This is a genomic window from Tepidicaulis marinus (assembly GCF_000739695.1).
Taxonomy (GTDB): Bacteria; Pseudomonadota; Alphaproteobacteria; order Parvibaculales; family Parvibaculaceae; genus Tepidicaulis; species Tepidicaulis marinus.
In genome coordinates this window covers 64203-86101 of record NZ_BBIO01000006.1, presented here as the reverse complement: position 1 = coordinate 86101, position 21899 = coordinate 64203, and the positions used below count along the sequence as shown (strand labels likewise).

21 protein-coding genes are annotated in these 21899 nt (G+C 61.2%); 7 read left to right on the top strand and 14 right to left on the bottom strand.

The features are described from left to right. Positions 1 to 4: 4 nt before the first annotated feature. From M2A_RS07345 to M2A_RS07320, 6 genes are all read right to left on the bottom strand, one after another. Positions 5 to 1375, bottom strand: coding sequence for a M16 family metallopeptidase (locus tag M2A_RS07345; protein WP_045445158.1), 1371 nt, complete (start codon positions 1373 to 1375; stop codon positions 5 to 7). Next, positions 1372 to 2865, bottom strand: a complete 1494-nt coding sequence (locus tag M2A_RS07340) for a M16 family metallopeptidase (protein ID WP_081875454.1) — start codon at positions 2863 to 2865, stop codon at positions 1372 to 1374. The genes M2A_RS07345 and M2A_RS07340 overlap by 4 nt, the downstream gene beginning before the upstream one ends. Positions 2866 to 3061: 196 nt before the next feature. Beyond that, the gene (locus M2A_RS07335) at positions 3062 to 3646 is read right to left on the bottom strand and encodes a DUF3035 domain-containing protein (RefSeq protein ID WP_045445155.1); all 585 of its coding nucleotides are present in this window, start codon (positions 3644 to 3646) and stop codon (positions 3062 to 3064) included. Between the two features lie 109 nt (positions 3647 to 3755). Next, complete coding sequence (gene lspA, locus M2A_RS07330; RefSeq protein ID WP_045445152.1) at positions 3756 to 4277, bottom strand: signal peptidase II; 522 nt, start codon at positions 4275 to 4277, stop codon at positions 3756 to 3758. Then, on the bottom strand, positions 4274 to 7210 hold the full coding sequence (gene ileS / locus M2A_RS07325) for an isoleucine--tRNA ligase (protein ID WP_045445150.1): 2937 nt from the start codon (positions 7208 to 7210) through the stop codon (positions 4274 to 4276). The genes lspA and ileS overlap by 4 nt, the downstream gene beginning before the upstream one ends. Before the next feature lie 289 nt (positions 7211 to 7499). Then, a complete protein-coding gene (locus M2A_RS07320; RefSeq protein WP_045445147.1) occupies positions 7500 to 8438 on the bottom strand; it encodes a bifunctional riboflavin kinase/FAD synthetase in 939 nt (312 codons plus the stop codon). 310 nt (positions 8439 to 8748) lie between these two features. Between M2A_RS07320 and M2A_RS07315 the strand changes: the two genes are divergently transcribed. Further along, the gene (locus M2A_RS07315; protein WP_045445144.1) at positions 8749 to 9135 is read left to right on the top strand and encodes a response regulator; all 387 of its coding nucleotides are present in this window, start codon (positions 8749 to 8751) and stop codon (positions 9133 to 9135) included. A gap of 78 nt (positions 9136 to 9213) precedes the next feature. Continuing rightward, the gene (locus M2A_RS07310; protein WP_045445142.1) at positions 9214 to 9900 is read left to right on the top strand and encodes a protein phosphatase CheZ; all 687 of its coding nucleotides are present in this window, start codon (positions 9214 to 9216) and stop codon (positions 9898 to 9900) included. A gap of 26 nt (positions 9901 to 9926) precedes the next feature. On the opposite strand, the gene M2A_RS07305 is transcribed toward M2A_RS07310, so the two are convergent. Continuing rightward, the gene (locus M2A_RS07305; protein WP_045445139.1) at positions 9927 to 10808 is read right to left on the bottom strand and encodes an anti-sigma factor family protein; all 882 of its coding nucleotides are present in this window, start codon (positions 10806 to 10808) and stop codon (positions 9927 to 9929) included. Next, complete coding sequence (locus M2A_RS07300) at positions 10805 to 11323, bottom strand: RNA polymerase sigma factor (protein ID WP_045445136.1); 519 nt, start codon at positions 11321 to 11323, stop codon at positions 10805 to 10807. The genes M2A_RS07305 and M2A_RS07300 overlap by 4 nt, the downstream gene beginning before the upstream one ends. Positions 11324 to 11432: 109 nt before the next feature. Between M2A_RS07300 and M2A_RS07295 the strand changes: the two genes are divergently transcribed. Then, a complete protein-coding gene (locus M2A_RS07295; protein WP_156101700.1) occupies positions 11433 to 11966 on the top strand; it encodes a DUF4168 domain-containing protein in 534 nt (177 codons plus the stop codon). A gap of 87 nt (positions 11967 to 12053) precedes the next feature. Here the strand turns inward: M2A_RS07295 and M2A_RS07290 are convergent, their stop codons facing one another. The 3 genes from M2A_RS07290 to M2A_RS07280 all read right to left on the bottom strand — a co-directional run bounded on the left by M2A_RS07290 (position 12054) and on the right by M2A_RS07280 (position 15882). Beyond that, the gene (locus tag M2A_RS07290) at positions 12054 to 12932 is read right to left on the bottom strand and encodes a TIGR01459 family HAD-type hydrolase (RefSeq protein WP_045445430.1); all 879 of its coding nucleotides are present in this window, start codon (positions 12930 to 12932) and stop codon (positions 12054 to 12056) included. Positions 12933 to 13037: 105 nt separating this feature from the next. After that, entirely contained in the window at positions 13038 to 14402 is a 1365-nt protein-coding gene (locus M2A_RS17245; protein WP_052379286.1) for an EAL domain-containing protein, read from the bottom strand. 100 nt (positions 14403 to 14502) lie between these two features. Beyond that, on the bottom strand, positions 14503 to 15882 hold the full coding sequence (locus tag M2A_RS07280) for a peptidase C69 family protein (protein WP_045445131.1): 1380 nt from the start codon (positions 15880 to 15882) through the stop codon (positions 14503 to 14505). A gap of 55 nt (positions 15883 to 15937) precedes the next feature. Here M2A_RS07280 and M2A_RS17240 point away from each other — a divergent pair, with 55 nt between their 5' ends. Then, positions 15938 to 16501 carry a gamma-glutamylcyclotransferase gene (locus tag M2A_RS17240; protein ID WP_052379284.1) on the top strand — a complete coding sequence of 188 codons (564 nt, stop codon included), beginning with the start codon at positions 15938 to 15940 and terminating at the stop codon, positions 16499 to 16501. A gap of 67 nt (positions 16502 to 16568) precedes the next feature. Next, positions 16569 to 17045 (top strand): glutathione peroxidase, encoded by a 477-nt coding sequence (locus M2A_RS07270; RefSeq protein WP_045445128.1) that lies wholly within the window; start codon positions 16569 to 16571, stop codon positions 17043 to 17045. 4 nt (positions 17046 to 17049) lie between these two features. Here the strand turns inward: M2A_RS07270 and msrQ are convergent, their stop codons facing one another. Together msrQ and M2A_RS07260 are read right to left on the bottom strand one after the other, a co-directional pair. Continuing rightward, positions 17050 to 17949 (bottom strand): protein-methionine-sulfoxide reductase heme-binding subunit MsrQ, encoded by a 900-nt coding sequence (gene msrQ / locus M2A_RS07265; protein WP_156101698.1) that lies wholly within the window; start codon positions 17947 to 17949, stop codon positions 17050 to 17052. 198 nt (positions 17950 to 18147) lie between these two features. Beyond that, positions 18148 to 18813 carry a YiaD family glycine zipper/OmpA-like lipoprotein gene (locus tag M2A_RS07260; RefSeq protein ID WP_045445125.1) on the bottom strand — a complete coding sequence of 222 codons (666 nt, stop codon included), beginning with the start codon at positions 18811 to 18813 and terminating at the stop codon, positions 18148 to 18150. 227 nt (positions 18814 to 19040) lie between these two features. Between M2A_RS07260 and M2A_RS07255 the strand changes: the two genes are divergently transcribed. Together M2A_RS07255 and M2A_RS07250 are read left to right on the top strand one after the other, a co-directional pair. Next, positions 19041 to 19805: an SDR family NAD(P)-dependent oxidoreductase gene (locus tag M2A_RS07255; RefSeq protein ID WP_045445123.1), complete on the top strand. Its 765-nt coding sequence runs from the start codon at positions 19041 to 19043 to the stop codon at positions 19803 to 19805. 58 nt (positions 19806 to 19863) lie between these two features. Next, complete coding sequence (locus M2A_RS07250) at positions 19864 to 20724, top strand: SDR family oxidoreductase (RefSeq protein WP_045445120.1); 861 nt, start codon at positions 19864 to 19866, stop codon at positions 20722 to 20724. 19 nt (positions 20725 to 20743) lie between these two features. Here M2A_RS07250 and M2A_RS07245 read toward each other — a convergent pair whose 3' ends face one another. Then, on the bottom strand, positions 20744 to 21715 hold the full coding sequence (locus M2A_RS07245; protein WP_045445117.1) for a DUF4424 family protein: 972 nt from the start codon (positions 21713 to 21715) through the stop codon (positions 20744 to 20746). Positions 21716 to 21899: the final 184 nt, after the last annotated feature.

Genomic DNA, 21899 nt, shown 5'->3' with positions numbered 1-21899 from the left:
CGCTTTACTCGGCCGCCGCCCCGGCAGCGGGTGCGCTGGTAGCAGCCGCAGGCTCGATGCCTTCAGGCTGGCCGACCACCGTCACGATAAGCTCGCCCGGATGTAAGAGACGCTCTGCGACGCGGGCAATATCCTCTTTCGTCACCGCGTTGATCATCTCATTGCGCTCATCGACATAAGTGATGGGCAGGCCGCCAAGCTGCAGGCCGATAAGCTGCGCGGCAATCTTTTCGTTCGAATCGAAGCGCAGCGGATAAGAGCCCGTCAGATAGGTCTTGGCATCTTCCAGTTCCGCTTCGCTGACGCCTTCTTCGGCCATCCGCGCGATTTCGGCGCGAATAATGTCCAAAGATTCGGCAACGCGGGCGTTTTCCGTCGCCACCTGCCCGACAAAGAGGCCGGTATGATCGAGCGGGTAGAAGTAACTGACCACGGAATAGGCAAGGCCGCGCTTCTCGCGCACTTCCGTCATCAGCCGCGAGGTAAAGCTGCCACCGCCCAGAATGTGGTTCATGATGAAGGCGGGAATGAAATCCGGGTCGTCCCGCTTGATCCCGCCATGACCGAAGATCGCCACGCTTTGGGGAATGTCCCGGCGGATGACTTCCGTGCGCCCTTCCGCGTTCACTTTCACATCGGCAATCTCGCGCCCGTCACGGCTTTCGGGCAGATTGCCGAACGTGTCATCGAGCAGCTTTTTCAGCGTTTCCGCATCGATATCACCCACAACGGCGACATGCAGATTGCCGCGCGCAAGAAGCCTTTTATGGGCATCCGCAATATCCGCGCGGGTAATGGTGGAAAGCGTTTCTTCCGTGCCCTTGGTGGGGCGGGCATAAGGATGACCGCCGAGCGCTGCTTCATACCAGGCGCGCGAGGCAATATCGCCCGGATTATCGAGATCGCGGGCGACCGCGACTTTCAGCTGATCGCGAATGCGCGCCACCGCATCTTCATCGAAGCGCGGTTCTTCCAGCGCTTTTTTGAGCAGGGCGAAAGCCGCGTCCCGGTGCTCGCTCAGCGTTTTCAGCTTCACATCCAACGTGTCTCGGTTGGCATTGAAGCCAAGCTGCACGGCAAGTTCGGCCAAGGCGCGCTGATAGGCCTGGCTGTCCAGTTCCCCCGCCCCTTCATCCATGAGCGAGGCAAGCATCACCGAAAGACCTTCCTTGCCTTTCGGGTCCTGGGCGGAACCAGCGTCCCAGGCCGCTTCCATGACGATCAGCGGCACCGCATGTTCTTCCACGAGCCAGGCCTCGATGCCTTTGTCGCTGACGACGCGCTGAATATCGAGGGCGGATGCCGGAACCGCATAGGCAAGAAGCAGCGCCAGCGCGCCAAGCGCCGGCAGCAGCCGGGAAAAAACCTGGATCATGTATCACTCCCCGGCCGCAACGTGCCCGTAACGGACCGGCGTTTATCGAAAATGAGGCGGGCTGCCGCCATGACGTCTTCCTTCGTGACCCCGCGCACGCGTGCCGGCCAGTCGATGACGTCTTCCACCGTGCCGCCCGTGGTCAGAGCCGTGCCGAAAATGCGGGCCATATCTTCCTGGCTGTCACGGGCATAGGTCGCCTCGGCAAGCAGCAAGGTGCGCGCCCGCTCCAGCTCCTCATCGCTAAAGCCCTCGGCAAAGAGCCGTTCGATCTCCGCATCGAGCGCGGCTTCGGCCTCTTCCAGCGAGGCGCCGGGGCGCGGGGAAACATAAAGGCCGAAGCGCCCGTCATCGAGGGTCGAGCCCACATACCAGGCCCCCGCCGAAGCGGCGATGCCCTGTTCGACCACGAGATTTTTGTAAAGCCGGCTCGTCGTGCCGCCGCCGAGCAAGGTGCTCAGCAACTCGATGGCAGGCCCCGTGCGCTTTTCGGCCCGCGCATAGGAAGGGGCCAGATAATAGCGCTGCAGCACCGGCTGGCTTGCGCGCTCATCCACCAGATCGACGCGGCGGGCGGCGACAGGTTGCGGCTCGCCGGGGCGCACGCGCTCGGACCGCAGGCCGCGCGAGGCGACCGCGCCATAATATTTCTCGGCGAGCGGGCGCAGCTCTTGCGCGGTGATGTCGCCTGCGACGATCAGAATGGCATTATCGGGACTGTAATATTGATTGTAGAAATTGATCGCGTCTTCCGTCGTCAGCTTGGCGATTTCATGGCGCCAGCCGATCACGGGAATGCCATAAGGATGGGACTGGTAGAGCGCCGCTTCCATCTGCTCGGTCAGAATGCTTTGCGGATTGTTTTCGATCCGCGCCCGGCGCTCCTCCAGAATGACGCGCCGCTCGGGCATGACCACATTGTCGGAAAGCTGCAAATCGCTCATCCGGTCCGCTTCCATCTTCATGACGATGGGCAGACGGTCCTTGGCGACACGCTGGTAATAAGCGGTGTAATCGGAAGAGGTAAAGGCGTTTTCCTGGCCGCCATTGCGCGCAACGATCTGGGAAAACTCGCCGGGCTGCAATTCGTCCGTGCCCTTGAACATCAGATGCTCGAGGAAATGCGCGATGCCGGATTTGCCCGGCGCTTCATCCGCCGCGCCCACCCGGTACCAGACCATATGCGTGACGACGGGGGCGCGCGTGTCGGTAATGACCACCACATCGAGCCCATTGGCCAGCGTGAAAATTTCAGGGGCAAGCGGGCCCTCGCCCGCCCGGCGGGGCTCGGTACTCGCCGGTAGCGGCTGCGCCGCGCTTTCGGCAGCGCCCGTTTCCTCGCTTTGCGCCGGGGCTTCAGCCTTTTCTTCCGGCGCCTCGTCACATGCGCTCAGCGCAAAGGCGAGAAGAAGCGCAGCGCCTGCATGTCTAACGGCAGGGGCCGTTAAAAACCGTGCGGCGCGCGCGGGCGTCAAGGCCCCGTTTGTCATTGGGAAACTCCATTTCCTTGCATGCCCGTGAGGATGCCCGGATTCTGCCCCTCACAGCAAATGAACATTAGGAAAGATAGCTGCCGCAGCACGATACCAAAAATACTGGGCCATAAAATGGGCACGAAAAAGCCGCGGCCCGCCCTTAAGCCCAGATCGGGAGAGAGGGACACGCGGCTTCGATAGACGTGGCGGCTTAGAAAATGCCTTCCAGCCAGCCTTTTTTGCGCGGTTCGATATCGGCGGTTTCCCCCTCCGTCACCGGCTTGCCCAGCGCTTCGTTCTGCTGCAAGCGGCGGCTTTCTTCGGCGGCATCCACCAGGCGTTCATCGGGGGCCGGGTTTTCCTGCCAGAAAACCACCTGATCGACGAAGGTTTCGTTCTTGGCGACCAGCGCGCGGCCTTCCTCGGCAATCAGCTGGCGCACTTCGGAGCTGGCATCCACCGCATCGGCGCGCTGCAGCAGCGCCTGCTCGCCCGTAGAGCGCAGCCCGCCGCTCAGCTCATCGGCGGAAACCGTCGTCCGCCCGAAAACGGCCCGTTCGGCCGCTTCCGTCGGGCGCAGTTCCTGCGGGCGCTGGGCGCCGGGGCGCGGCGGACGCAGCGAAAAATCCGGCGGGATGGAAAGCGGGGCTTTCGTGACGATGGAAAATTCGTCCGGCGCGTCTTTCGAATAGCCGAGCGCCTCGGTGATCGACGAGCCGCCGCAGCCGCCAAGCGCAAGCGCCAAGCCGCTCACCAGGCTCAAGCTGAAAAGACGGGATTTCGAGATAAGCATCATCACTGTCTTCCAATTATTTCCGGCAGCCCTTCGGGCCCGCCGGTTCCCCCTCAATACAGACTAACCCTATAAGAGTGGCGGCTTTACGGCAACGCGCCACATGCCGCGGCTATTTTTGCGCCGAATCCGGCTCCTTGCCGGGAAAAACGGCGTCCACAAGCATAAGCCCCACACCGGCGACAATCCAGACATCGGCAATATTGAAAATATACCAGTAGAAAACGTCATCGATATGAAAACTGAAGAAATCCGCCACCGCGCCGAATTTCACCCGGTCATAGACGTTGCCCACCGCCCCGCCGATGATCAGGCCGAGCGCCACGGCCATATAAGGCTTGGTGACGCGGGCAAGCCACAGGCCAAGCAGCACCGTGACGAGCAGCGCAAAGCCGATGAGAATCGCCCGCCCTGCCGCCGTTTCCGCCGTAAAAAGCCCGTAGCTCACGCCCTTGTTCCAGGCCATGACCAGATTGAAAAAAGGCGTTATCTCGACGATGCCGCGCTCTCCGATGCCGTAAACATCGAGCAGCCACCATTTGGAGAGCCGGTCGCTCAGAAACCCGGCAATAGCCACGGCAAAGCCGAGGGCGGAGAGCCGGCCCCAAAGGGGCCTAATTTGCGGCAGCTTCATGCCTCGACCTTCTTGCCTTGCGCCCGCGCATCATATTCGCGCACGGCTTCGGCATCGCGGGGGCTGAGATCGGGATAGCCCGGCACGGAGCCGACTTCGGGCAGGATCTTCCAGGAGCGCTGGCATTTTTTCCCCTCCGCCCGTTTCGGCACCACGGCAACGCCGGGCACGTCCTCGAGCCGGAACGCCTCCGCCGGGCCTTCGCCTTCCAGAAGCCGGGCCTGGGAGGTGATGGAGATTTCGGCAAGATCGATGCCCTTCATCGCCTCGATAAGTTCGGGGCGGGAGACATAGACATCCGGAGCCGCCTCCAGGCTCGCGCCGATACGCTTCTCGCGCCGCTCGACCTCGAGCGCGCCCGTTACCGCGCGGCGCAGCTCGCGGATTTTTTTCCACTTTTCCGCCAAGGCTTCATCGCGCCAGCCTTCCGGCGTTTCGGGGAAAAGCTGCAAATGCACCGAATCCGTTTCGGAGGGGAAGCGCGAGAGCCAGACTTCCTCCGCCGTAAAGCACAGCACCGGCGCCAGCCAGACCGTCAGGCGCATGAAGAGCGCATCCAGCACCGTTCGGCAGGCGCGCCGGCGCAGCGAGGAGGGCGCATCGCAATAAAGCGTGTCCTTGCGGATATCGAAATAGAAGGCGGAAAGTTCCACATTCATGAAATTCGTAAGCTGATGAACGACTCGTTTGAAATCGTACTCATTGTAAGCGCGGCGCACCAGTTCATCGAGTTCGGCAAGCCTATGCAAGATCACCCGTTCGAGCTCGGGCATATCGTCCGGTGCAACGCGCTCTTCCTCGCTGAAGCCGGAGAGATTGCCGAGCAGATAGCGGAACGTGTTGCGCAGCTTGCGGTAGGCTTCGACATTCGACTTGATGATCGTGTCGCCGATGCCGTGATCATCCCAATAATCGGTGCTCGCCACCCAAAGGCGCAGAATGTCGGCGCCGTTCTGCTTGAAGATTTTTTCCGGCTCCACGGCATTGCCGAGCGATTTGGACATTTTGTGTCCCTGCTCGGTCAAGGTCATGCCGTGGGTGAGCACCTGTTTGTAAGGCGCATGGCCGCGCGTTGCGCAGCTTTCCAAAAGCGAGGACTGGAACCAGCCGCGGTGCTGGTCGGAGCCTTCGAGATAAAGATCGGCGGGCACGGGCATGCCGCGCGCTTCCAGCACGAAAGCGTGGGTCGAGCCGGAATCGAACCAGACATCGAGAATGTCCGTCACTTTCTCATAGTCTTCGGCCTTGTAATCATTGCCGAGGAAATCTTCGGCCGGGCGCTCGAACCAGGCATCCGCGCCTTCTTTTTCCACCGCAAGGGCAATGCGCTCATTCACCTTTTCATCGCGCAGAAGCGAGCCGTCGTCCTTTTTCACGAAAAGCGTGAGCGGCACACCCCAGGCGCGCTGGCGCGAGAGCACCCAGTCCGGGCGCCCTTCCACCATGGAATAGATACGGTTGTGCCCGCGCGCGGGCACAAAGCGCGTCTTGTCGATTTCGGCAAGCGCCACCTCACGCAGTTTCTTGCCGCCCGCCGCCTCGATTTGCGCATCCATGGAGACGAACCACTGCGCGGTGTTGCGGAAGATGAGCGGCGCTTTCGAGCGCCAGGAATGGGGATAGGAGTGATTGAGCTTGCCGCGCGCCAGCAGCCGGCCCGCATTCATCAGCTCTTCGATGACGCGCTTATTGGCATTGCCGTCCTTGCCCTGGCGGTTGAGCACGAAACAGCCGGCGAAAAGCGGCACGTCGTCATAATAGGTGCCTTCTTCGTTCACCGTTTCGGGAATGCCCTTATAGCCGAAATTCTGCACCCAGAGCATATAGTCGTCCTGGCCGTGGCCCGGCGCGATATGCACGAAGCCCGTGCCCGTATCGTCGGTGACGAAATCGCCCGCCAGTACCGGCACGTCGAATTCGTAGCCCTGTCCTGCAAAAGGGTGCGCGCAGACAAGCCCTTCAAGATCGTCTGCCTTTACATCACCCTTGCGCTCGAAAGCAGCGACCTTGGCGGAGGCGAAGACGCTTTCGGCCAGCGCATCGGCCAGCACCAGCTTGTCGCCGGCTTTTGCGCCATGCGCCTCGCCTGCATCGGTGACTTCATAAAGCCCGTAGGCAATGTCTTTGGAAAAAGCGACGGCGCGGTTGCCCGGAATGGTCCAGGGCGTCGTCGTCCAGATGACGATGAACGCCCCTTCAAGAGCCGCCGATCCCTTGCGCACCGGAAACTTCACCCAGATCGTCGGCGAGGTGTGGTCCTGATATTCGACCTCGGCTTCGGCGAGCGCGGTCTTTTCCACCACCGACCACATGACCGGCTTCGAGCCTCTATAGAGCGAGCCGTTCATCAGGAATTTCTGAAACTCGCGCACGATGCCCGCTTCCGCATCGAAGGACATGGTGAGGTAGGGATTGTCCCAATCGCCCATGATGCCGAGGCGCTTGAACTGTTCGCGCTGCACATCCACCCAGGCTTGTGCAAACTCGCGGCACTCGCGGCGGAAGTCGAGCGGCGGCACCTCGTCCTTGTTCTTGCCCTTCTTGCGGTATTTTTCTTCGATCTTCCATTCGATGGGCAGGCCGTGGCAGTCCCAGCCGGGCACGTAAGCGGCGTTCTTGCCCATCATCTGCTGGGATTTGACGACAATATCTTTCAGCGTCTTGTTGAGCGCATGGCCGATATGAATGTCGCCATTCGCATAAGGCGGGCCGTCATGCAGCGTGAAGGTTGGCCGGTCCTTCGCTTCCTCGCGCAGGCGGGCGTATAGGTCCATCTTGTTCCAGCGCTCCAGCCATTCCGGCTCGCGCTGGGGAAGGCCCGCGCGCATGGGAAAGTCGGTTTCGGGCAGGAACAGGGTCTCGCGGTAATCGCGCCCGCCCTCATCCTGGGCGCCGCTGGCAGAAGAGGTTTTGCTGTTGCTATCGCTGGACATGATCTTAGGGGTCCTCGGACGTCTCTTTTAACGGTAGGAGCCGCACCGGCCTCTCATGGGGCCTTTCGGGGAGCTCCCGGCGGTGTTCTTACCCGGTTCTTACCGTTCGGCCCCTTATCTCAGGGCCGGCGCTAACGGCAAGCCGGGCCGGTAATTCGCCCGCCTATAAGCCGCCCGCCAATCGCCCTGGCGATGAGTATGGTATGCGTCCGTTTCATGGGCGTTTCATATCAGGGGCTTAAAGCGCCGTCCAGTTCGCCCGGCACGCCATTGCCGGGGCCCGCCGCCCTCAAAGGGCGGCCAGCAGCGTGCGCGCTTTGTCGCTATCGGCGGCGATCTGGGCCTTCAGGCTCTCCAGCCCGTCGAATTTCTGCTCCGGGCGCAGGAAATCGATGAAGGAAACGGCAAGATGGGCGCCGTAAATATCCCCCTCGAAGCCGAAAATATGCACTTCCAGCAGCACGTCCTCTTTGTCGAAAGTCGGGCGGCGGCCGACATTCGCCACCCCGTCATAAGTGCCTTTATGGGGCCCGTCCTCGATTTCCACCTTCACCGCATAGACCCCGAAAGCGGGCTCCAGATGCCCTTCCAACGACAGATTGGCGGTCGGAAAGCCGATGGTGCGCCCGCGCTGGTCGCCCTTGATCACATGGGTCTCGATGGTCCACCAATGGCCGAGCAGGTCCGCCGCCCCGCGCGGGTCGCCTTTGGCCAGCAATTCGCGGATGCGGGTGGAGGAATAGGTATCGCCGCCTTTTTTGACTTCGTCCACGATCGTCACCCCAAAGCCGAGCTCCTCGCCCATCCGGCGTAAAAGCGCCCCGTCCCCGCGCCTTCCTTTGCCGAAGCAGAAATCATAGCCGACCACGACATGGGCCGCCCCCAGGCCCTCCACCAGCACGTTGCGCACGAAATCTTCCGCCTCCATCGTCGCCATGCGCTTGTCGAAGGGGAGCGCGGCGATCTGGTCGACGCCGATTTCGCCCAATGTGCGGGTCTTCGCGCGGAAGGACATGAGGCGGAAGAAGGGCTGATCGGGGAAGAAATACTGCCTTGGATGCGGCTCGAACATCAAAACCCCGGTCGGTGCGCCCAGCTCCTTGGCGATCGCTGCGGTGCGGGCGATCACCTGCTGATGGCCGATATGCACCCCGTCGAAATTGCCGATGGCATAGACCGCCCCTTTCAGGGCGGGGGCAATGTCATCGAAATGGCGGAGGATATGCATCGGAGCGGCGCCTTTTAACCCAGGATCAACTATAATAATAACTGGCTGCTCATGGGTGTTACCCATCCCGCCGCACCCGTCAAGGCCCGTAAACAAGGGTTTTTGCGCAAAACTTATCGCAAATTCGCGCCGCTTTGCCCGCGCCTGCAATGTCCCGCGCGCCAGAGCGGCGCCACTTAACCAAGTTTTAGGGGGCCTTCTCTACTTTCAGGCTCAAGAGAGAAAACGGCAGGCCGCTCGGCCATCCGCTTTCTTGAGGGATTACTGCGGGGCTTGGAATGGGTCTGCCCCGAATTAACGGAGTACAGACATGGCCGTGGACCTGTCGATGCCTGTTCTCGTGGTCGACGATTACAAGACCATGATCCGCATCATTCGCAACCTGCTCAAGCAGCTGGGCTTCACAAATGTGGACGATGCTGCCGACGGCTCCGAAGCGCTCGCCAAGCTGCGCTCCAAGAAATACGGGCTCGTGATTTCCGACTGGAACATGGAACCCATGACCGGTTATGAGCTCTTGAAGGAAGTGCGCGCCGACGGCGATCTGTCCGCGGTGCCTTTCATCATGATCACCGCCGAATCCAAGACGGAAAACGTGATCGCCGCCAAAAAGGCTGGTGTGAACAACTACATCGTCAAGCCGTTCAACGCGGCCACGCTGAAGACGAAAATCGCCGCCGTTCTCGGCGACTTCTAAACCTTGACCGGCCCGGTTTTCCGGGCCGGAAGGTTTGGGAGGGGAGTAGTTGCTTACATAAGAGGAGGGGGCTTCGTTATGGCGAAGACCGCGCGCCTGGCGGATGAAACCTTCGACAAGCTCGTCGAAGAGATCAAACGCGTCCGGCCCGATACGGCCGGGCTTACCGACGTTATCAAGCTTGCTGAAATCATGGTCGGCTCGATGCAGGGCTTTTTTGCCCATCTCGACACGGCGATCTACCGCGAGCTGAAGGACATTGCCGCCTTCATCGACAATGCCAAGACCGAGATCAGCCGGCTGCAGCCCGCGCATCTGCAAAGCACGCATATTCCGCAGGCCGGGCGCGAGCTCGAGGCGATCGTGCGCGCCACGGAAGATGCCACGAATTCCATCATGGAAAATGCCGAAGCGGTGCTGGCCGCCGATCCGTCGGACGCGGATGCTTATTCGGAAACCGTGACCAATGCGATGATGGAAATCATCCAGTCCTGCTCGTTCCAGGATATTACCGGCCAGCGCATCAGCAAGGTCGTGGAAACGCTGAACATCATCGAAGAAAAAATCGGCGCGCTTTCCACCACGCTCGGCTCCGCCATGAGCGAGAGCGAGCCGCATGAAGAAACGGCGGCGGAGCGACGCAAACGCGAATTGCTGCTTAACGGCCCCGCGCTCGAGGGGGAAGGCATCGACCAGTCGTCGGTCGACGAGCTCCTCAATGAAAGTGGCGTGAGCCAGGAAGATATCGACTCGCTTTTCGACTGAATTGCCTGGTCAGCCCGATATTCGGCCTATCCTTGTGAGCTGAAATTGTTGACCGGCTGCGGTACGGCCTCAGGCAGAAGTTCAGGTGCGGTTGGGGCGCCTTGGGTTACAGGCGGCTCCTGCGCATCGACCTGCTGCATGGTTTCGGGCGCATCCAGATGCAATTGAATGCCCGCAGGCTGTGTGCCCAGAGTGCGCTTTACGTTTTCCAGCTCAGCGGCCGCGGCATTGGAAACGAGCCGGTAGTCGAATACGCCGTCCGTCCATTCGAGCCGGGTTCTGCCGCCAATCCCGGTCTCCGTCACTTTTCTCTCCGCCGGGACCGCGCGGGCTTTCACGGAAAGCTCGGCGACAGTTCCCTGGCGCGCTCTATAAAGGAGACGCAGTTCCCGCAGCGCGCCGCTGGTGTCCCGCCGGGCTTCATGCCCTTCATACATAAAACCGGCCGCCGATAAATCCGGCGCAAGCCGGGAAAGCTCGAATGCGGGCGCCCCTTGCATCGCCGCAGATGCGCCTTCCGCCGCGCTGACGGAAAGTTGCGCGCCCGTCTCCGCCTTGCTCACCGCCCGGGGGGCGTCTTGCTCCACAACCCCGGCGAAAAGATATCCTCCCAGCACCCCGGCGGCCAGTGAAGCAGCGATCATGCCTGCGCTGGCGGGCCTCAACTTCTTTCCGCTTTCACGCGGACCGAATGCCTCAGACAGGCGCGCCGATGCCCGCTCATCACCGGCATCGAACAGAGCGGCGATTTCCTCATTCTGCCGCCTGATCGCTTGCACCAAAGCCCGTTTCTGCGGGTTGCTTTCCAACCAAGCCTCCACCCGCGCCTTACGCTCAGGCTCCAACTCCAGCAGCTCATCCGCATAGGCATGCAGATCGATCATCGTCATCTCGTCCCTGCCGGTCATTTCACTCTCCTCAGGCGCGGCGCCATCCGGCCTTCTCCGCGCATCAAGCCTTGCAACTTTTCCCGGCCTCGGAAAAGCCGGGAGCGCAAGGTGCCGACCGGAACGCCGATCATATTCGCCGCCTGATCGTAACTGACCCCTTCCAGTGCCACCAGCACCACAGCTGCGCGTTGTTCGCCGGGTAATGCATCGAGCGCGCGGCGCATATCATCCATGCGCAATCTCATTTCCTGCGCGGGCAGGCCGCTGCATTCTTCCAGCCCGTGCACCTCGTCCTGAAATTCTTCCTGCGCCACTACTGCGCGGCGCCGTCCGTTCAAAAAAACACGGTACATAATTTTAAAGAGCCAGGGGCGCAGCGCCCCGCCCTGCCGCCGCAGATGCCGTTTCTTCCAGGCACGCTCCAGAGCATCCTGCACAAGATCATCCGCGGCCTCCCGCCTTCCCGTCAGCGCAAAAGCAAAGCGGCGCAAATGCGGCACCTCGCGGGCGACCCGCCATTTCAATTCGTCCATCCGATCACCCTGGCCGCAATTCTCCTTACCTTCAAGAGACACCTCCGCCGGAAAAAAGTTCCAACGGAAAGAGAAATATTCTCGGTCGAATTTTTTGGGGGCGAATTTTTTGGAGACGAATTTTTTGGAGGCGACTTTTTTTGGAGGCTCGGGGAACTTCCACCTGCGCCGCGCTGTCTTTTCTCCGAATGTCCATCTGCGAGATGGGCAAAATGCGAAAACGGAAAAGGATAGGGACGACATGCTGACAAAGCTACGCGCCAAAACCACCCTTCACCTCGCCCTTGCAAGCCTTCTTGCTGCAGCGCCCATGGGCGCTGGCGCCATGGCTGCAGAGCCGCATCAGAAAATGGCGCAGCAGCAAAAGGCCGCTGAATATAGCGAGGCGCAATTGCAAGCCTATGCCAAAACGGTCACGGAGATCCGGCAAGCCAACGAAAAATGGCAATCGAAAATGGGCGAAGCCGGAACTCAGGCGGAAGCCGACGAGATCCGCAAAAAATCATTCGGTGAAATGGAAACCATCGTGCAGAACAACGGCCTGAGCGTGGAAGAATACAACGCCATCACCATGGCCGCCCAGCAAGACCAGGGATTGAATCAAAGAATTTTGGATCATCTTGCGCAGCATTCCGGACGCTAGGACGCTGCTTAAGTCACGGCCTCCCGCCTGCGGGCCCCGCCATGTCCGAGCCCTGCCTCCCTCCGGGGCCGGGCATGGCTTTGCGCATTACCAGATGAGGCGGGGCATGGCGCCGATGGCGTGCGTGCCCTCTTCTTCCATGTATTCGGCGATGCGGGCAAGCTCCGGCTCCATGACATCGCCGAAGCGCGAGGCAGCAATGCCGCCCGTCACGTAAATCACATCCACCCCTGCCTTGTTAGCGCCGGCGACATCGGTGTGAATGCCGTCGCCCACCGCCAGGATCTCGCTTTTATCGAGCGCGCGGCCCGCCAGCTCTTCCAGATGCCGGAACGCGGCCTCATAGATCGGCGGATGGGGTTTGCCGAAATAAAGCACTTCGCCGCCCGCCTTACGGTATTTCTCCGCCACCGCGCCCGCGCAGTAGATCTGCTTTTCGCCCCGGTCGACGATAATGTCCGGATTGGCGCAGATGACTTTAAGGCCGCGCGCCTTCATCTCGCCGATCAGCCCGGCATAATCCTCCGGGGTCTCCGTCTCATCGTCCCAGAGCCCCGTCATCAGCACAAAATCGGCCTCTTCCAGCGTCGTTTTTTCCAGCGCCAGCCCGTCGAAAAGCGGATGGTCGCGGTCCGGGCCGACATGGAAAAACCGCTTGCCGAGACCGCCGCTCGCCATCGCCTCGCGCGTCGCATCGCCCGAGGTCAGGATGCCATCGTAAGCTGCGTCCGGCACGCCCATTGCCTCGAACATCTTGACGACCGGCCCGTGAGGGCGCGGGGCATTGGAGAGAAAGAGCACGATGCCGCCCGCCTTCCGGTAAGCCTCCAGCGCCTCGCAGACGCCCGGATAGGGCGCGCGGCCATTGTGAAGAACACCCCAGACATCGCAGAGCAGGGCGCTGTAGCGCCCGGCCAATGCCGAAAGCCCGGGAATGAGGGATAAAGATGCGTGCTGCCTGCTCATGGCGCCGGAGTTAAGCGGCCCAAGGCCAAAGGTCAACCGAAAAGGCCCAAAGAGAAAAGGCGGGATATCCCCGCCCTTTTCCTGAAACCTTTAGGACGCCCGCGTTTAAGCGGCGATCATGTCCCGGCGCACGGGGCGCGGACGGGAGAAGAGATAGCCCTGGCCGTAGTCGATATCGAAATCGAGCAGGTCGATCACCGTGCGCTCGTCCTCGATGCGCTCGGCGATGAGCGAGAGGCCGTTGCGGCGCAGCAGCTCTTTCAGGTCTTCCGGGTGAATGTCGCCCAAAAGTTCCGTCTCGTTCATCGAGGCATTGAAGAGAAGCTCCGCGCCCACTTTCACGAAGCGGAAGCCGAGGCCGTGCAACTCGTGAAAATCCATGCGCAGATGCTCGATCTTATCCATGGAAAGGTGGAACCCGGCGCTTGCCAGATCGCGCAGATTTTCCATTTCCATGACACCGGCATTCAGCATCGTGTCCTGGGCAATCTCGAAGACCAGCTTGCCGGTCAGCTCCTGCGTGCTGCGCAGATAGTCGATGAATTGCGGGAAGAATTCCGTATCCGACAGCGTGTCGGAGGAAATGTTGCAGAAGATGGGCGTGTCCTTGCCGCGCTTCGACATTTGCCGCACCACCTGCACGGAGCGCAAGAGCTGCATGTTGTCGATGATCGGCATCAGACCGGCAGGCGCTGCCACGCGGATATAATCGGCCGGCATGATCACTTCGCCGCGCGGGCCGCGCAGCCGCGTCAGGCCTTCATAATGGCAGGTCTGGCGCTGGGGCAGATTGACGATGGGCTGGAGGTAAAGATCGAGCCGGTTTTTCTCCAGCGCTTCCTTGATGACGTCGAGCAGTTCGGCATCCGTATAAAGCGGGGGCTGCGTATCGTTGCTGACAAGCTGCAGCGAGGGACGCTCATGCCCTTGCAGTTTGGCGCCGAGATCGAAATGGGTCTGGGATTCTTCCGGCTTGCCCGGCACGAGTTTGGAAAAATCGGGGCCGGTGCTTTTCTGCACCGCGGCGCTCCCGGCCGCTTCTTCGGCCGGGGCCTGCGCCTCCGCGCGCTCTTCCATTTGCGCGGCGGGCTTTTGCACGGCAGGGCGGCGCTCAAGCTCTTCGGCAAGCTGGGCGACACGCTCCTGCAGCCCGCGCACATTCAAGCTGATGGCTTCGCCCTCGCCTTCTTCCGAATGGACGCCTACTTCCAGAAGTTCGGCGAGTTTTTCTTCGGTGATTTCAAGATCGCGGCTGATGCTGTTCGTATAGGCGATAAGCTCGTCCATCCGGCGCTGCTCGACGCGGCGCGCGGTCATGGTCTGGATGAGCCCCATCACCAGAAACACCTGAAAGCCCGCCAGCCAGGCGAAAGGTCCCTGCAGCCCGCCATATTGAATAAGGGCGGCAGAAGACGCTGCGGCAACAAGCGCGTAAATGGCGATCAAAAGCACATCGACAAACCTGGGCATGGGCGTGTGGCTCTCTGTTAGACGGGTCGCGGCAAGAAGGACTTCGCTTGTAGCTAAGATGCCAGCACCCGGTTGACAAAGAGTTAACCCTAAAGCCCGGTTAAGAGATTTCCGGCATATGGGCGAGCCGGTTGAGCCGCTTCCAGTGAAACCGGTAAAAATGCGACGGAGGCGGCATCTGGCGGGCATTTACGGGCACCGCGAGGGCCGCTTTCAGCCAGGCTTTTTCCGCCTCTTCCGCGCGGCGCCAATGCCGCCCCGTTAACACTTCAAGAGCGCCCTCATCCGCCCCGCGCTCAAGCGCGCCGGCTACCTCAGTCATGAAACTTTCTTCCAGCCGGTCCCGCTCCCCGGCGTAAGCGGCAAGGCGGGGACCGTAATTTTCCAGGACCGCCCGGTGGAGCTTTTCATGCCGCCACCAAAGCGCCGCTTCCTCATAACGCCCGCCGGGCACCGGGCCGAAATCCGGCAGGCCGATCCCTTCGCAGCCCGGACCGAAAAAGACCGGCTTGAAAATCCCCGTGTCGGGGGCGGAGGTGCCCGTCACCCAATGCAGCATGCGCCCGTTCCGGATTTCCGTGATCCAGGACGACGTGGTCTGGCCGAATTTGCGCACCGGCCCGAAAGAGGCATGGGCGCAGACGCTGCCGCCCAAGAGCCCGTCCGGCTGCCAGTGGCGCTGGCGCGCGGCGCGGGGGCCGTGATCGCGCAGCACGCCCATCACATGGCGGGCCTCGATATGGGGCGCCTTGGGGCCGAGGAGATCGCGGGTGCGGCAGCCGCGCTCATAGCCCGTCGCGAAACGCGAGCGCAACCGGTCGCCATAAGCCTCGGCAAAATCGAAGGGGGCCTTTTCCCCGGCCCAGCCCTTGGCGCGGGCCTGGGGAATGAGCCCGTCGCTTGCCCGCTCGTATTCGGTACCGACCGTATAGGCATTGGAGATGGTGCGCACGTCCCCTGCCCGTTCCAGCACATATTCGCGGCCTACGGTTTCCAGCACGAAGGCGGTGCCGCCGGCATCGGCGATCAAAAACGCGTTATGATATTCGAAATGGCCGTTATGGCCGCAATTGCCGCCCTGACCGTATTGAGCAAGAAGCGAGGTGATCACCTCCACCGCCTCTTGCGCGCTCGCCGCCCGTTCGAGGCCAAGGCGCAGCAAATCCATGCCGATCAGCGCCGGTTCCTTTTGCGGTTTCAGTTTGGAAAAGACCGCCTCATTGCCGATCAGGACCCCATGCTCATTGACGCCCATTTCCGCGCCCCACATCCAATAGGGCCGGGAGAGCAGCACCGCATTCGTGCGTTCCACCTGGGGAATGGAAATATAGGTGCAAGCAAGCTCGCTACCCGGCGCGTGGGTTTGCGCGGGCGCATGAAAGAGATATTGCGCCTCGTTCGCCTCCCTGTCGGAGTTTTTTGCGAATATCAGCGTGCCGTTTTTCGTGACTGGCGGGCGCGCTACCATCGTGTCACACATAAGATCCTCCCTTGCCCCGGATAGATAGACTGCAGGACGAGCCAAAGAGCAAGCCATGAGACAACACAATGAAGATAGCGCGGCAGGAAGCCCACCGGAAAAGAGCGGCAGCTACTGGGTCTTCGGCTATGGCTCCTTGATGTGGGACCCGCGCGTACCGGTGCAGAAAATGCTGGCCGGCACCGTGCAAGGCTGGCACCGGCGCTTTTCCATGGTCAAAACCACGACCTGGGGCTCGCCGGAAAAACCGGGCCTTGCTGCCGGTCTTCATCCGGGCGGCTTTACCACCGGCTTCGGCATAAAAATTGCGGCGAAGGACTGGGCGGAGGCGGAAGCCGCGCTCGATTACCGCGAGCGTCATTACCTGCGCCGCTGGGTGACGCTGCACGGGCAGGACGGGCGGCTTTACCGGGCCCTCACTTACATTGCCCACCCGAATTCCGGCGCCTTTCTGCCCGATCTATCGCTTGAGGAAACCCGCCGGCGCTACCTGACCGGGGAAGGCACGCTTGGGAGCACGCGCTTCTATATCGAAGAGACCGCCCGCCAGCTCGCCTCCAAAGGCTATGGCCGCACCGACGCCCATGCGCTTTTGGCGCGCCTTGCCGGACCCCGCTGAGCCCCCTTCCCTCCCGGCACGCGCCTGTTAGACTTGGGCCCAATCAAAAGTCATCAGGAGGCTTCCCATGAGTGCCCATCAGTTTGAATTCCGCACCATTACAGGCGCCGCCCTGCCGCTCTCGGATTATGCAGACAACGTGCTCCTCATCGTGAACACGGCAAGCCAATGCGGCTTTACCCCGCAATATAGAGAGCTGGAAGGGCTGTGGTCGCGCTATCAGGGGCGCGGGCTGACGGTGATCGGTGTGCCGTGTAACGATTTCGGCGGGCAGGAGCCGGGCAATGAGCGGGAGATCGCCAGTTTCTGCGAAGTGAATTATTCCATCACCTTTCCGCTCACCGCCAAGGAAAGCGTTATCGGCGCCGATGCCCATCCCTTTTACAATTGGGTGCGCGAGCAGGCAGGCGAGGACGCGCTGCCGAAATGGAATTTCCACAAATATTTGATCGCGCCGGATGGCAGCTTGGCCCAGTCCTATCCAAGCAAGGTGAGCCCGCTTAGCGAGACCCTTGTCAAGGAAATCGAAGCGCTGCTGAAATAGATCTTTAAGCAGCAGGCCGGGCGCGCAGCCGCGCGAACACCGCGCGCCGGTCAAGCTTGCGGACAAGCGGCACGGCGGCAAGACCGAGCCCCGTCGCCGCCACCCACCAGGCCGGGCGCACCGAATAAGTAAAGTCGAGATTGGCTTCCAGCACCCGCAGCGGCGGAATGCCCGTTGCCAGCGCGTACCAGGCAAATTCCAACGCCGCCGCGCCGAGCCCGCCGATAAGCGCAATCGCGGCAAGGACAAGCGGCGAGGTCAGATCGAACTTCCATTTGAGCGCCTGGCGGTAGCTCATCAGCAGCACGAAGAACCCGGCCATGAGCACGGCTTCGGACACATCCGACTTTGCCTGCATGAAGAAATGCAGCCCGCCCAGAATGGCGATGGCGTAAGTAAGCTTGTGGAGCCGGTTCCAATTGGGGCCCATGCGCTTGATCATGGCATCGGTCGAGGTGAGCCCCAGCGCGCCCATGGCGAGCAGCGCCAAAAACCCGATGGTGAGATAAATGCGCAGCACGATCTCGCTTGCGACCTTTCCCAGATCGAAGGCTTGATCGGCCGCATAAAGCCCGAGATGCGCAAGCCCGTAAGCCAAAGCGGCAAGACCGAGCATACGGCGCAGATTGATCAGCTTGGAATAATGAAAGATGCGCCGGGCGGGGGTCACGAGAAGCGAGAGAAACAGAAAGCGGATCGTCCAGAGCCCTGTTTCATGGAGCACATGGGAAAGCGGCTTCGTGCCCAGAAGATCCTGCGAGAACCCGAAGGCAAGCCAGAGCCCCGGCGCGCAAAGACCGAGAAAGACCGTCAGCTTAAGGAGCGACAGTTTGCCATTGCGCTCCGTCCAGGGCAGCGCTGCCAGAAGTTTCGTGCGGGGGAGCGCAAAGGCGGATCGTTGCATCGGGGCACCATGGGTTTTCTCAAGACCCCCTTGAGATAAACCTCCTGCCCGAAAGATCAGCTAACACCGGTTCAAGCCTCGGTGAAAAATCCGTGAGAAAGATGAACGAAAAGCAAGAAACCGGCCCCGCAAGCGCGGCGCCGGTTTCCTTAACCGTTCTTTCCCTGAGGCGTTACGCCGTCAGCAGAGAGCGAGGCGTTACGCCGTCAGCGGAGAGATTTTGATTTCCACGCGGCGGTTCTGCTCCCGGCCCGCCGCCGTGTCGTTGGTGGCGATGGGCTGGCTTTCGCCCATGCCCTGCACGAGCAAGCGCTGGCCGTTCACGCCCTGGCCGACGAGATATTGCGCAACCGACTGCGCTCGGCGCTGGGAAAGCTGCTGGTTATATTGCGCCGAGCCCGTGCTGTCCGTGTGACCGTAAATATCGACCAGCGTGCGGTCATATTCCTGCAGCACCAGGGCGACGGAATTCAGCACTTCATAGAAGCGCGCATTCACATCCGAAGAATCGGTGGCGAAGGTGACGTTGCCGGGCATGTTGAGAATGATGTTCTCACCCACCCGCGTGACGGAGACGCCGGAGGCGCGCAGCTTCTGGCGCAGCGCCGCTTCCTGCTGGTCCATGTAATAGCCGATCGCACCGCCGCCGAGCGCGCCGACACCTGCGCCGATCAGCGCGCGCTTGCGCCGGTCATCGGAGCTGCCTTTGCCGATGAGATAGCCGCCAAGGGCGCCTGCCACCGCGCCGATGCCTGCGCCGATCGTCGTGTTGTTGACGCCTTCTTCCCCGGTATAAGGGTCCTGGGACGTGCACGCGGTAAGGGCGAAAGCCGCCGCAACCAGCATAATGGACAAACGCTTCATTGTTTCCCTCTCAGGTTTTTTCTGAAAACCGGGCCGCTCATCCCCATCCAGCCCACGCAAAATCTGTCAGCGGCGGCAATTCTGGTGTACAAACAGCCCAAACACGTACCCTGCGTAAAGCCTAGCAGATAAGTCCGTGCAGGAGAACAGCGCTTTCTCCATGGACTTAACACCGTAACGGGCAAGCGCGGGGCGCGGGATAAACAAACGGATAGGGAGGATATCTCATGGAACTTTTCGATTTGAAGGGCAAGGTCGCGCTCGTCACCGGCTCGACCAAGGGCATCGGCAAAGCCATCGTCACGCGCATGGCCGAACATGGCGCGAAGGTCGTCGTCTCCAGCCGCAAGGCCGATGCCTGCGATGAGGTGGCCGCCGAAATCAACGCCAAATATCCGGGCCAGGCCATCGCCGTCCCCTGCAACATCGCCGACAAGGCGCAGCTTCAGAACCTCGTCGATAAAACCAACGAAGCCTTCGGCAAGATCGATGTGCTGGTGTGCAACGCGGCGGTGAACCCTTATTTCGGTCCTTCAAAAGACATTCCCGATGAAGCTTTCGACCGGATCATGTCGTCCAACGTGAAAAGCAATCACTGGCTCTGCCACATGGTGCTGCCGCAGATGCAGGAGCGCAAAGACGGCTCGATCATCATCATCTCGTCGATCGGCGGGCTGCACGGCTCTTCCATCATCGGCGCTTATTGCATTTCTAAGGCCGCCGACTTCCAGCTCGCACGCAATCTCTCCGTGGAATTCGGCAAGGACAATATCCGCGTCAATTGCATCGCGCCCGGCCTCATCCAGACCTATTTCGCCAAGGCGCTCTGGGACGATCCGGATATCCTGAAACAGTCCACCGCCTCCGCGCCCTTAAAGCGCATCGGCCAGCCGGACGAGATTGCCGGCGCCGCCGTCTTCCTTGCCTCCAAGGCCGGGGCCTTCATGACCGGCCAGCAAATGGTGATCGATGGCGGGGTCATGATTTCCTGACGCCGCCATCGCCTCCCGCCGTGCCGCGGCTTGCGCACTAAAAGCAAGGATAAGAGAAATGAAATCTGTCGTTATCACCGGTGTCTCCACCGGCATCGGCCGCGGGGCGACGCGGGTTCTCACCCAAAAGGGTTTTCACGTCTTCGGCTCGGTTCGCAAGGAAGCCGATGCCGAGGCGCTGAAGGCCGAGTTCGGCGACAAGGTGACGCCGCTCATTTTCGATGTCTGCGATGAAGCGGCCATCCGGCGGGCCGCCGATCAGGTGCGCGCGGCGCTCAAAGGCGAGACCCTTGCCGGGCTCGTCAACAATGCGGGCATTGCCGTCTCCGGGCCGCTGCTGGAACTCGATGTGGAAGAAATGCGCCGGCAGATGGAAATCAACGTCACCGGCCCCTTCCTCGTCACCCAGGCTTTCGCGCCGCTGCTCGGCGCCGATCCAACGCTAAAAGGCGCGCCGGGGCGCATCGTCAATATCAGCTCGGCGGCGGGCGTGCGCGCCATGCCCTTCCTCGGGCCTTATTCGGCCTCGAAATTCGCCATCGAAGGCTATTCCGAAGCGCTGCGCCGGGAGATGATGCTCTTCGGCATCGATGTCGTCATTATCGGGCCGGGGCCGGTCAAAACCGCGATCTGGGACAAGGCCGAGGAAATCGACATCACCCCCTACAGCAACTCGCCCTATCTGCCGATCCTGCAGAAGTTCCAGAAAATGTTCATCGGCCAGGGGCGAAACGGTCTCAGCGCGGAAAAACTCGGCGCGCTCATTCACGAGGCGCTGACGACGCCGAAACCCAAGACCCGCTATGCGGCGGTGAAAGGCCGTTTTGTGGAAAAGCTCGTCACCGCGCTGTTGCCGCGCCGGGCGCTCGACAAGCTGATCGCCAAGCAGCTCGGCCTCACGCCCGCTGCAAAATCCTGAAAGGTGAAATCCTGGCGCGTCAGTAGACCACCAGCACCTTCAAGGGGCCTGAGGGCGTGAAATTCTCATATGCAGCGGCATAGGTGCCTTTGCCGTTGTCTTTCACGCCTTTCATGCAGGTGAAAAGTGCCGCTTCATTGTCGGCCGGGTTCATCACCAGATTGAACATGGCGATGGGGGCATTGGCTGTCTCAAGATCATATTCGATTTCCTGGGCAAAGAGCGGGCGGCGGCGCTTGCGCAGCGAGCGCGTGTTCTTGCCCTCCAGCATCCCCATGCTTTCATCGTTGATGCAGTATTTTTCCGCCAGCAGGCCGCTGACCTGGAAATAACCTTGCGCGCTAATGGGCCGGTAGCTGTGCTCGATTTTGACGATGTCATTGACCGGAAAACGCTGGCGGTAAACATAATGCCGCGCGAGCGACCAGCGCGGCCCGGCATCTTCCGTCCCTTCCCGGCCCAGAATGCCGCTCGAGACCAGGGACTTGCGCGTCAACGGGTCCAGTTTTTCGGCGGCCTTGCCGATCGCGGCAAGATCGGCGGTCAGCGGAATTCCGGCGCGCGTTAGATCGTCCGTCACATCGAGCACGGTGCCGTCCACGTCTTTCAAGATGGCGTTCGGGCGCGCTTCAAGGTCTGGGAAGCGTTTGTCCGCCGAAAGCGTAAAGCCGATGGCGTTCCGGTTCAGTGCCCCTCCTTGCCCTTGGGCTGCTTTCACCGGCTGCGGCGGCAGGGAAAAGCGCACATCCTTTTCCACCGCCTCCCCGCTCATGTTCTGGAACTGGTAGCGCGCTTCGATAATGGCGGGGGTCAGAATGAGATCGAGACGGGAAAGGTGCACCGGGCCCGGCTCCTCCACGGCAATGCCGCCAAGCGGCACCGGCGCTTCAGCGCGCGCCTGCGCGCCCGCTGCAAGAATGCAAAAAATGCCCGCGCTTAGCAGGCTGAGTGAAAACCTTGCCGCTTTGTAACTTCTCTGCCCGATGCCCATTGCGCTTCCCCTGCTGCCTGCCGGTCAACATAACCTTCCATGCCTAAGAGGCCGTTAGCTGCAGGCATTGTTGCCGGGCTTTATACGTCTTTGCGCGGGGAAGGGCCAATCAGGCAAAAAAGAACCCCCGGCGGGGGGAGATGACCGGGGGTTCAAGACTTTTTAAGACCGCGCATCGAGGGGG